The sequence below is a fragment of the Actinomadura sp. 7K534 genome (genome assembly GCF_004348575.1).
In the GTDB taxonomy this organism is placed as follows: Bacteria; Actinomycetota; Actinomycetes; order Streptosporangiales; family Streptosporangiaceae; genus Spirillospora; species Spirillospora livida.
Genome location: NZ_SMKB01000249.1, coordinates 1 through 10,079 on the forward strand (window position 1 = coordinate 1; position 10,079 = coordinate 10,079).

Consider the following 10,079-nt stretch of genomic DNA (forward strand, 5'->3'; position numbering starts at 1 on the left):
GCGGGGTCGTGTGCGTCGAGGGCGTCGGCGCAGTCCAGGCACTCGCCGAGGTGGCGGGGCAGGACGTAACCGGCGTCGCGTCGGCAGGTCGGGCACAAGCGGCGGGCGGCCAGCGCCTTGCCCAGGGCCACGCGTTGCCGGTCGGTGGGGACGCGCTTGGGCAGCGCAAGGCGCACGTCGTACAGGTAGGCGGCGCGCACTCCCTTCCGGTAGCGGCGGGAGTTCCACAGCACCTGTCCGGCAATGTCCTGACCTCCGGGGCGCAGGCCCTCGGCGGTGAGCTGGCGGCGGGTGCGCAGATGCTCAGGTGCCATGCGCCACGGCCAGGTGGGGATCCCGTACCGGGTGCCGGCCGGGTCGAAGAACCGCGCGGAGCTACGGCGGCGGGTCATGCCGTCACACCCCCCACCGATGCGGGCGCGAGGTTGGGGCGTTGGACGGTGACCAGGTGCCAGCCCTCGGCACGCACCGTCCGGACGGTGAACACCGCGGCGGCCACCGTCAGCGCCACAGCGGCCACGGCGGTCAGGGCGAAGGTCGGCGCCGGGTGGGTGACCAGCAGCACGCCACCGGCGGCGGCCAGCCGGACCGGTGAGGCGCACAGCCAGCACACCGCGGCCAGCAGTGCGGCGAGCATGAGCAGGGCGGTAATCACCGGGCCACCCCCAACCCGTCGAGGGCAACCAGGACGGGGGCGCACCGGGCGTCCAGCAGTGCGGCCAGCCGCTTGACCGACGCTTTGGCGTCGGCCACGGTGAGCCGCTCGGGCGCGTCGGCCGGGGTGTGCAGCTCGGCGGCCGGGATGTGGAACGCCAGCAAAGTGGTGGTCAGCATCGCCGGGCGGCGCGAGAGCCGGTCGTGGTAGGGGATGTGGTAGCCGCGGTTCCACCGGTCGCCGCGGTCCCAGTCGCCGAACCCCGCCACGGAGGCCAGCGCGGACGGGCGCGGCACCGCGAACAGCACGCGAGCGATCAGCGCGGAATCGACCTCGCTGTGGGTCAGGGCGACCGACTGCAGACGCTCGGCCGTCCAGCCCAGGTAGGGCGGCGCCATGACCGGCGACGTGGCCACCTGCCACGCGGCGGCGGCGAACACGGCCGGGTCACCGGTCACCGTTCCGTCCTCGTCCAGGGACGCGAACAGCTTGGGGTAGCGGCGCAGGTAGACGCCGTACCGGCTCACACCGTCCGATGCGCGGTCACGGTCCTGGCGGTCGTTGAACACGAACATGCCGATCACCTCGCTTTCGGGGTGTCGTGGGCGGCGGGGGCGAGGGCGTTGCGGAGCATGGCGACGTGCGCGGCGAACACCCGGCCGCCGTGGACGTCGGTGAGGTGGTCGACCAGCGCCGGGTAGGTGTCGGCGCGGACCCATTCGGCGCGGCGGGCGTCGTCGGCGCCGGCCACCGGCGGGAAGTCGCCGCGGTCGAGGGCGCCGAGGTGGGCGGTGCACAGCACGGTGACCATCCACGCCTCATCCGAGGCGCGGGGGTCGGGGACGTACCGCGGCGCGGTCGCCGTCCAGTGCGCGGCGGGCAGCGTCAGGCCGGTCTCTTCGGCCAGCTCGCGGACCGCGGCGGCGGCCGGGGTCTCGCCGGGGTCGACGTGGCCGCCGGGCAGTGCCCAGCCGTGCCCGTCCGCGCGCTCCACCATGAGGATCCAGCGGCGGCCGCCGCGGTCGGTCACCGAGACCAGCGCATCGGCGGCCAGCGCCTCGCCCCAGTGCCCCAGCTCGTTACGGCCGTACCGCACTGGCGTGCGCTCGCACGGGTTGACCGGCCGCCCGTCGACCACCTCGAAGGGGATCGCGGCGGCCGCCTGCCGGGCCGTCCAGTCGATGCGGGCCGGGTCGGTTTCGGCGTCGGCCCATCCCTCGGAGACACCGGTGGTGAACACATCGGGGTGGGTGTAGGTCACGGACTTCATGGGGCGGGCCGGTCCTTCCTTGCCGGGGGGCGTGTCGAGGGCGGCGGCGTTGTCGACCTCGGCGGGCAGGCCGGTCGGGCGGGTCTTCACTGGACCCCTCCGAGCAGCAGCACCGCGCCGGCGAGTGCGAGGAACACCAGTGCGATCAGCACGCGGGTACGGGCGTGCGGGTCGGCGCCGAACATCACGCCACCTCGCCCAGGTCCGCGGCGGGCAGGGTCCGGGCCTCGCGGCGCAGCGCTGCCAGCTCACGCGGCAGGTAGCCCGCCCACACACCCCAGGTGGGGCGGATGCGCAGCGCGTAGTCCAGGCACAGGTCCCACACCGGGCAGTCCTCGCACACCTGCCGCGCCACGTCCTGCCGGGCCAGACGCTCGGCGATCGGCTCGGACTCGAACGCGTCCGGTCCCATGTGCAGGTCGGGGTCGTGCCGGCAGTCGCCGCGCTCGCCGAGTTCGGTCACCAGGTCCACCAGCGACAGAGCGGACGGGGTAACAGGCATGCGGTCCTCCATGCGGGCCGTGAGCGGTTGGTGGGTAGGGCGGCCCTCGGCGGCGTGCTTGGTGGCTTGTGCACCGAGGGGCGGCGGGTTCGGGATGCGGGTCGTCATCGCCGGTCAGCCCAGCGAGCCCGAGAACGTCGTGATCGCGTGGATCACCTGGTTGACCAGCGCGGCGGCCTTCTCCGGGTTGTTGATCGCGAAGATCGCGACCGCGATGCCGGCGAGCCACTGCGGGATGTTGCTGGACTTCTGCGGGAACATCTGGCCACTCCTCAGATCGAGTGATACGCCAAACGTTTGGCGTTTGACGTACCTTCGATTGTGGTCACTCTGGAGCGGATGTCAAGAGGCATCAATCGTTTGGCGTTTGGCGTCTGCTCTGGTTAGGTGGACCTAAGACAGCGAGTAGACAGCGGGTCGACAGTGGAGAGGAGCAGGTAGATGGCCACATCGGAGCGCCACGGGTTCCGCGACATCGCCGCGAAAATCCGGGGAGAAATCATCGACGGCCGGTACCCAACGGGGTCCGTCCTGCCGGCCGAGCCGGAGCTTGCCGAGCGGTACGGGGCTTCCCGTAGCTTGGTGAACCGGGCAATGCAGGTACTCGCGGCCGAGGGCATGGTCCGTCCTCGGCAGGGACGGGGAACCATGGTCACTTGGCTTCCGCCGATGCTCCACTCACCTGCCCGCTACGACCGGGCGACACGCGAGAACCAGGGCGCCCGCGGCGCGTTCGACGCCGAGGTTCGCGCCTTGGGCTTGGATCCCAAGCACGAGATCACCACCGAGCGTGCCGAACCGTCGGCGGACGTCGCCGAGACACTTGGCGTGCCGACCGGCGAGGCGAACTGCCTTGTCCGTCGCCGTCGCCTACTCGCGAGTGACATCCCCGTTCGGATCAACGAAAGCTGGTTCCCCCTCGACATCGCCGAGGGCACTGTCCTGGAAGAGGACGGGCCGGTGATCGTCGGTGGGGTCAAGAGCGCGCTCGCCGAACTCGGCTACCCGCAAGTCACGGCGCGCGAACGGATCACCCCTAGCCGCCTGCCCACCGACGCCGAAGCGCGGGCGCTGGAGATCAGTCCCGAACGGACGGTCATCCAGATCACGCACGTCGGCATGACCGCCGAGGGCCGGGCCGTCGAGGTGACGGTCACGGTCGCGCCCGCCCACTACCTCACGGCCCAGTACGAATTCCCGCTCGCCTGACAACCGGAGAGATCACACCCGATGATCACGCGCCTAGTCCAAGACCACGCCCAGACCCTTGCCGGCAAGGGCGAGCTACCCGCGTTCGTCTACGACCTTGCCGCGCTGCGCGAGCACGCGGCCGAAGTCAAGGCAGCGCTCTCGGCACCCGGTGCGCCGGAGATCTTCTATGCCGCGAAGGCCAATCCGGATGCGCCGATTCTGCGCGCACTCGCCCCGTACATGGATGGCATCGAGGTCGCGTCCGGCGGCGAGCTGGCGCACGTGCGCGAGGCGCTGCCGGATGCACGTCTGGCGTTCGGCGGGCCAGGCAAGACCGATGACGAACTCCGTCAAGCGCTCGCCCTTGACGTCGAGCGCATCCACGTCGAAAGCCCGTACGAGCTATCGCGCCTCGCCGAGATCGCCCAGGCGGCCGGACGTGAGGTCGACATCCTGCTACGCCTCAACCTCGCCGGCGACCGCAGCGGCGTAGCGCTCGCCATGAGCGGACCGTTCGGCATGGACCCCGAACTGATGGAGTCCTGCACCGAGATCCTGACCTCCTCGCCACACCTGCGCCTACGCGGCATCCACGCGCACTTGGCGTCCGGCCTGGACGCGTCCGCCATGGTTGCCCAGTCCGCCGAGATCCTCGCGTGGGGCCGCGCATGGCTCGACAGAATCGGCCACACCGGGCCGCGTGAGTTCAACGTCGGCGGCGGCATGGCCGTCGACTACAGCACACCTGACACCCGATTCGACTGGAAGCAGTACGGCGCCGACGTCGCCGCGCTCGCCGAGCCGGGCGAAACGCTGCGCATCGAACCGGGCCGCTCCATCAGCGTCTACGCCGGGTGGTACATCACCGAGGTACTGGACGTAAAGAAGGCACACGGCCAGCGGTACGCAGTCCTACGCGGCGGCACCATGCACATTCGCACACCCGTCACCAAGCAACACAACCACCCGTTCACCGTCCTGCCCCGCAACGGCGACGGCCCCACGGCCACCGACGAACCCGTAACCCTCGTCGGCCAACTCTGCACACCAAAGGACGTCTTCGCACGCGAGGTCCCCACAGAGCGCATCGCCGTAGGCGACCTAGTCGCCTTCTCCATGTCCGGCGCCTACGCCTGGAACATCTCCCACCACGACTTCCTAATGCACCCTAAGCCGGGATTTTTCTATATAGAATAGTAGAGAGATTTGTCTGACCGGAGGCCTTCTCGCTGATGCGGGGAGGCCTCTCAGTAATACGGGTAAAAAGAATCTTTAGCATGCTCACCCGGTTGGTGTCTCTTCGGAACCAGGGTCATCACGAAGTGAATCCGGGATCGACTTTGCATGTGCCTTTCTTAGGTATGCCAGCGACTCGGGGAGCGACGGATCATGTGCGAGCGCATCGGAGAAGAACTCCAGACGTGAGCGGTTCTCGTCTATGATCTCTCGCCAGGTGCGTACGAACGCCTGCACTCGGGGCTGTGCCTCATCGCGCACCGGGGGGTCGTGGAAAAGGCCGCGCCTGACGCCTTCCGCATGCACTCGATTTCGTGCCGTACCGCCAAGCTTGCTGCCGACTAGAATGAAGTCCCAAGTGGAAGACCCGTTGCGGAAGCGTGGTTCGGTGATTATCGTGTTGGCGTAATCCTCGACTTGATCGAGTTCTTTTCGGTCAATCGTTATGCCTGGCGCCTTGAGTTCAACAACGAGGTGCCTAACTCGACCGTGCTCTCTTTTGGAGACTGCCAAATGCAGGTCCAGGCGGCCGCCCTTGCCTTCTGGGGTCTGCACAGGCCTCACTTTATCCGTGGGGAGTCCGGATAGTCTGAGGTGTGTCCGTAGAGCCTCTGTAAGTCCACGCTCACTGCGCATGACATTGTACTCTTCGCCGAATACCCACAGTTCCTTTTCGAGCATCCGATGAAGGTGGTCTTTTTCTTCGACGTGCTTAGAGCCGACCGTGTCGTAAATGATGTGGTCCAGTGCTACCAAGAAACGGCCACGGTCTGCAACTTTAGATGTTGATCGAATAATATTGCTCAGTGAGGTCGATTCAATGAGTTCAGTCAGAGCCTCTCTGTCGCTGGGAGGGAGTGCTAGGACTTCGTGCAGTATCTTTAGTAGTGACTCTGGTTCGTGACGTATTACGTTCTGGAGTAGGTGAAGAGTTAGGCTGGCGCTTGCCTTGGCCTGGGCGATGTGGGCACTCAGGGTGCCAGATATGAGATCGAATGTCGCTCGCTCTACCTTCTCGGCCTCGCTCTGAGGGGGCTCCTTGTAGGGGTAGACTCCGGACTTTTTCCAGATCTCTATCTGATCTCGCCGATCCTGCCGACGTCGCCACGTGAAATATTCACGGATAGCACTCTTGACGTCGCGAACTAGCTCCGCATAGGGGGAAGGAGCCAGATCGCCGAGTGCGATCTCGCTTGACGAATCGCCGATACCAGGCCAGGCGACATACAACGAGAAGTTATATCTAGGCTCAATGTCTTTTGCGTCATGCTCGAAGATGGCATGGTCGGTGGACTCGCCATAATAGATGGAGTGATGTCTGCCGGCCTTCCATTCGATTAGGCGTAGAGAGTAGGTAAAGCTTCCTTCTTCCGACTCGACGACTCTCTCCATAGTTTTATCATCTGCGATTTGCTCGCTTGGATTTATGGGTGTGCCGTCATAGTTGAGCTGTACCGATGGATTATTCAAGAGGAAGGGAGCAAAAGTTGCTGCTATGCTCGCTCTGGCTCGGTCGGAATCTAGACGTTGAACGGCTTGAAATTGTGAGTCGTTGTGCGCGATGAAGACTGTTCCTAGGGCTTCCTTTCGACTTACCTCGACCGTCTCGTAAGCAAATCGGCCCCGATCCGTACGGTCCCCCTTTATGGTAAGACGCCAGCGCTTCTTTACGCTATCGCGGGCAACGCTGATCCACTCCACGCGGTCACCGAGTGCAAATGCGTGGAGTCGTCCTTCGCCCTTGCTTCCCCAAAGCCTTCGTTTGCCATGCTTGCTGCGTTTGCTGCGGGACTTCCATGAATTCCCGATCTCGCCAAAGGTTTGCTCGACTTCGTCGACACTGATGCCATGACCCCAGTCCTGGACAAAGACGCGCGTTATGGCATCCAAGTGATCGCGCTCGAAATTGACATCGACTCGATCTGCCTCAGCGTCGATCCCGTTCCAGATGAGCTCAATAATGGCTCGAATGGGATCCCGTTCTTTGGCTAGACGCTGGACGTGATCGTCGCTCGCAGACAGTACGAGTTCAGGCATGTTCCGAAGGTAACCCTCCACGGACGCACTGTCACCCTCCACCTGCACCAACGGCCGACACCGGTCGCTGTGGATTGCATGACGGCCTGGATCGTTTGTGCCCAAGGCGCGCCTCGTCCGGGTGAGCGCCGCTCAACTGCTTACGGAACATGCGCGGGACGGTGGAGCATCGTGGGTATCTGAACAGAGGCTTTGCCCCAGGTCAGCGACTGCGCTGTACCTCTATTGTGGTCTCTCTGTAAATCCGTCGGCTTAGCCTACGCAGGTTCGAACCCTGCACCCGCCACACCATAGAGAACGGCCCCTGACCAGCATCAATGCTGTCAGGGGCCGTTCTTATCGTGGCCGGCCGTCTGTATGTGGGCCTCCATGGGCGGCTGTGGTGGCTCGCTCGGTCATCTCACGGGTGCCCGCCTGCCGGGCGCGTGAGAGGCTCTGGCGATCTTGGAATCGGTCGGCGGAGTCTTGTGCGTCCATGCCTTCTCGCAGCCTTGACCGTGCTTCCCCTTGCCCTGGCCGCATGCCAGGGCGACGGGCGGCCCGAGGCCGTCTCAGTGTCCTCGACTCCGCCCGGCTCATCCGTCCCGGCCACTCCCGCCGTCGCGCCGTCCATCCCCGTCGATTCGCCGGAGCCTTCACGGCCGAGGCCGGACTCACCGACTCCTTCACGGAGCGGGCCGAAACTGGTCGGACCTCGGACGAACTGCGGAGAGGTGAAGGCGGTCAACGGTGAGATCCTCGCGGTCGGTGTTCTCAGCGGCCGGACGACGTGCGCGACGGTATTGACCGTCTTCCGCGGCTACTTCGCGCCGGGCACGCCGAAGCAGGGCTCCGCGGGCCTGGCCACCGTCAACGGTTGGCGCTGTGTCAGCAGCAGCGCGGCCCAGTCCAGCGCGAGCGGCCGTGTCTCAACCTGCCGCAAGGCGTCCACAACGATCACGGCCGACGTGATCCCCTGATCTGACGCCTCATCAGGGCCGGGGCGGAGGCTCGCCGGTCTGGGAGGTGCTGCGGCGCGGGGCGCAGGTGGTTCGCATCGAGGTGCACCTGACGATCGGCAGACCCGATTGATCGAGCAGGCCCCGGCTGGCTACGGGCGCTCTTCAGTCGGGGGGAGACGGCGCCAGTAGGCCACCCAGCACCCGAGAAGCACCAGCGAGAGTGTGAAGAGAAACAGCCAGGCCCACCACACCAGTGACACCAGTGTTTCGTTTGAGGTCAGGGTGTTCGAGATGATCCCTGCGAAAGTCATTGCGAAGAAGTCGATCACAACGGTTATCGCGACCGGTCCCCATAGGAGCAGCTTGGTGCGGCGCATTGTCGAGGCTCTTCTCTCGGGGGGGCATGAGCATGCCGTCCTACGGCTGAGCGGAGGCCAGCGTAGGGCCCATGGGGGTGGAGGCCGGTTTGAGTGTCCGAGAAAGGCATGGTTGCTGTCTCATGTCGTCATGGTCGGAGCCTCGGTGTCGAAGCCGCTCATAACGGAGCCTTGGGGAGCGAGTGGGCACCATAGAAGCCCCGGTCGGTCGCGTCAGGTGCTGTGCCGAGTGGGTGCCTGAATTTGGCGTCACGGCAGATCAGAGCGGTTTTCTGGCAAGGCGGTAAGTCAGTCGGCTCGACTGGGACACCCTGTGAACCTGCCGCATGGGACCGCGGGGTACCTTGTGGCGCGCCTCACGTCCGGCGGGTCGCTCAAAGGTCACCGCGGATCTCGACGCGAGGGGCGTCGCCGGGCTCCTCCTTGACCGGAATCCCGCAATCAGCGGTGCCCCGCAACGGTAGTTGATTCGGCCGATCGCGGCTGTGCGGCCACTGGAAGGACGGACGGCCCTGACGGGTTTGACGCCGTCAGGGGCCGTCCGGGGGGTCAGTTGCTGCGGGCGGGGAGGATGCGCTTTACGGCCAGGCCGGCGGAGACCAGGGTGAACAGGGCCAGGCCGATCCAGAGGGCCTGGAGACCGAGCCACGGCGAGGCCGCGGCGGCGCCGCCGAAGCCCGCTGCGACGCCGCCGATCGGTGGGGTGTTGTACATGACCTACCATTTCCTTTCTTTGCGCCAGGCCGCCTGCCAGAAGGCGCGGGCCTGGACGAACTGGAGGAAGACGTCGAAGATCATTTCGACGACGATCGTGCCGGCGAGCGCCATCTGGAGAGCGCCGCGCCGGCGGACGGTCACCACGCGCTCCACCATGAAGATCACCGTGACGGCGGCCCAGATCGGGCTGATCGTGATGCCGCCGAGCCAGATGGCCGAGTAGGCGATGGACGACAGGTAGGCGGTGATCACCAGGATTCCGACCAGGGAGAGCAGTTGCCGTCCCCAGTAGGGACGGGTGATCGGCGTCCAGCCGTAGTCCAGGAGGTTCTCCAGGGCGCCGCGCTTCCAGCGCAGCCGCTGCCTGGACAGGTCCCGCCAAGTGGGCATCACCTCGGTGGTGAGCGTGCACTCGGGCGGGCACAGGATGCGGAAGCCCAGGTGCAGGATGGCCAGGGTCAGCTCGTTGTCCTCGGTGAGGACCCGGACGTCGTAGACGTGCGGGAGGCCGGGGAGGCGGCGTTCCCGCCGGGCGGCCACTACCTCCTGCAGCGTTGTCGCGCGGAAGATGGTGGCGGTGCCGGTCAGGACGAGGGCCTTGCCCTGCAGCCTCCGCACGTCGCGGGCGTACCTGGCGTACTCGTTGCGCTGGAACATGCCGACCGCGCCGCCGCCGGGCTTGCCGGTGAAGGTGCCGCCCACGGCGGCGTAGCGGCCGCGGGCCAGGTAGTCGACGCCGTGCCGGATGAAGCCGGGGTCGAGGGCCGAGTCGGCGTCCATCACCATGACCGCGTCGTCCGGCCCGAGGATCGGCAGGAGGCGGTCCAGGACCTGGTTGAGCGCGCCGGCCTTCTTGTGCCGGTTGTCGCGCGTGCCGACGATCTCGACGCCGCAGAGCTGCGCGAACGCGGCGGTGGCGTCGGTGCAGTTGTCGGCGATCACCACGATGTGGTCGGGGGGCCGTTCCTGGCGGCGCAGCGAGGCGATGGTCTCGGTGATCTGCTTGGCCTCGTTGTGCGCCGGGATCAGGACCGTCACCCGCATCGCGTCCGTGCTGATCGCGGGCAGGTCGCGTTTGCCGTCGCGCCCGCCGCCGCGGGCCTTGGGGTGCGCGGCGGCCTGTCGCGGGCGTGCACGCTGGACGGGTGGGCGG

General features: G+C 66.5%; 13 protein-coding genes. 3 read left to right on the plus strand and 10 right to left on the minus strand.

The features are described 5' to 3' along the window. The 6 genes from E1266_RS31255 to E1266_RS38380 all read right to left on the minus strand — a co-directional run. A partial coding sequence (locus tag E1266_RS31255) for an RRQRL motif-containing zinc-binding protein (protein WP_132053188.1) occupies positions 1 to 392 on the minus strand: 392 nt, incomplete at its 3' end. After that, a complete protein-coding gene (locus tag E1266_RS31260) occupies positions 389 to 655 on the minus strand; it encodes a hypothetical protein (RefSeq protein ID WP_132053190.1) in 267 nt (88 codons plus the stop codon). The genes E1266_RS31255 and E1266_RS31260, both read right to left, overlap by 4 nt. Further along, positions 652 to 1,230, minus strand: coding sequence for a hypothetical protein (locus tag E1266_RS31265; protein WP_132053192.1), 579 nt, complete (start codon positions 1,228 to 1,230; stop codon positions 652 to 654). Before E1266_RS31265 ends, E1266_RS31260 begins: the two co-directional genes overlap by 4 nt. Positions 1,231 to 1,235: 5 nt before the next feature. Then, positions 1,236 to 2,015, minus strand: a complete 780-nt coding sequence (locus tag E1266_RS39965) for an NUDIX domain-containing protein (protein WP_279436365.1) — start codon at positions 2,013 to 2,015, stop codon at positions 1,236 to 1,238. Positions 2,016 to 2,109: 94 nt separating this feature from the next. Further along, positions 2,110 to 2,427, minus strand: a complete 318-nt coding sequence (locus E1266_RS31275) for a WhiB family transcriptional regulator (protein WP_165966280.1) — start codon at positions 2,425 to 2,427, stop codon at positions 2,110 to 2,112. Positions 2,428 to 2,541: 114 nt separating this feature from the next. Beyond that, positions 2,542 to 2,688 carry a hypothetical protein gene (locus tag E1266_RS38380; RefSeq protein ID WP_157419387.1) on the minus strand — a complete coding sequence of 49 codons (147 nt, stop codon included), beginning with the start codon at positions 2,686 to 2,688 and terminating at the stop codon, positions 2,542 to 2,544. 180 nt (positions 2,689 to 2,868) lie between these two features. On the opposite strand from E1266_RS38380, the gene E1266_RS31280 reads away from it, so the two are divergent. Together E1266_RS31280 and E1266_RS31285 are read left to right on the plus strand one after the other, a co-directional pair. Continuing rightward, complete coding sequence (locus tag E1266_RS31280; protein WP_132053196.1) at positions 2,869 to 3,636, plus strand: GntR family transcriptional regulator; 768 nt, start codon at positions 2,869 to 2,871, stop codon at positions 3,634 to 3,636. Positions 3,637 to 3,657: 21 nt separating this feature from the next. Then, the gene (locus tag E1266_RS31285) at positions 3,658 to 4,815 is read left to right on the plus strand and encodes a type III PLP-dependent enzyme (protein ID WP_132053198.1); all 1,158 of its coding nucleotides are present in this window, start codon (positions 3,658 to 3,660) and stop codon (positions 4,813 to 4,815) included. Positions 4,816 to 4,899: 84 nt separating this feature from the next. On the opposite strand, the gene E1266_RS31290 is transcribed toward E1266_RS31285, so the two are convergent. After that, a complete protein-coding gene (locus E1266_RS31290; protein WP_132053200.1) occupies positions 4,900 to 6,891 on the minus strand; it encodes an ATP-binding protein in 1,992 nt (663 codons plus the stop codon). Between the two features lie 713 nt (positions 6,892 to 7,604). On the opposite strand from E1266_RS31290, the gene E1266_RS31295 reads away from it, so the two are divergent. After that, the gene (locus E1266_RS31295; RefSeq protein ID WP_132053202.1) at positions 7,605 to 7,850 is read left to right on the plus strand and encodes a hypothetical protein; all 246 of its coding nucleotides are present in this window, start codon (positions 7,605 to 7,607) and stop codon (positions 7,848 to 7,850) included. Positions 7,851 to 7,981: 131 nt separating this feature from the next. Here E1266_RS31295 and E1266_RS31300 read toward each other — a convergent pair whose 3' ends face one another. The 3 genes from E1266_RS31300 to E1266_RS31305 form a co-directional block, all read right to left on the minus strand. Further along, complete coding sequence (locus tag E1266_RS31300) at positions 7,982 to 8,209, minus strand: hypothetical protein (protein WP_132053204.1); 228 nt, start codon at positions 8,207 to 8,209, stop codon at positions 7,982 to 7,984. Positions 8,210 to 8,758: 549 nt separating this feature from the next. Further along, complete coding sequence (locus E1266_RS38385; RefSeq protein WP_165966281.1) at positions 8,759 to 8,923, minus strand: hypothetical protein; 165 nt, start codon at positions 8,921 to 8,923, stop codon at positions 8,759 to 8,761. A gap of 3 nt (positions 8,924 to 8,926) precedes the next feature. Continuing rightward, a partial coding sequence (locus E1266_RS31305; protein WP_207946023.1) for a glycosyltransferase family 2 protein occupies positions 8,927 to 10,079 on the minus strand: 1,153 nt, incomplete at its 5' end.

Bases quoted from the DNA above. Each gene is read 5' to 3' on its own strand.
- E1266_RS31265 (WP_132053192.1), bottom strand. From the start codon at position 1,230: ATGTTCGTGTTCAACGACCGCCAGGACCGTGACCGCGCATCGGACGGT.
- E1266_RS31275 (WP_165966280.1), bottom strand. From the start codon at position 2,427: ATGCCTGTTACCCCGTCCGCTCTGTCGCTGGTGGACCTGGTGACCGAA.
- E1266_RS31290 (WP_132053200.1), bottom strand. From the start codon at position 6,891: ATGCCTGAACTCGTACTGTCTGCGAGCGACGATCACGTCCAGCGTCTA.
- E1266_RS31285 (WP_132053198.1), top strand. From the start codon at position 3,658: ATGATCACGCGCCTAGTCCAAGACCACGCCCAGACCCTTGCCGGCAAG.
- E1266_RS38385 (WP_165966281.1), bottom strand. From the start codon at position 8,923: ATGTACAACACCCCACCGATCGGCGGCGTCGCAGCGGGCTTCGGCGGC.
- E1266_RS31280 (WP_132053196.1), top strand. From the start codon at position 2,869: ATGGCCACATCGGAGCGCCACGGGTTCCGCGACATCGCCGCGAAAATC.
- E1266_RS31300 (WP_132053204.1), bottom strand. From the start codon at position 8,209: ATGCGCCGCACCAAGCTGCTCCTATGGGGACCGGTCGCGATAACCGTT.
- E1266_RS38380 (WP_157419387.1), bottom strand. From the start codon at position 2,688: ATGTTCCCGCAGAAGTCCAGCAACATCCCGCAGTGGCTCGCCGGCATC.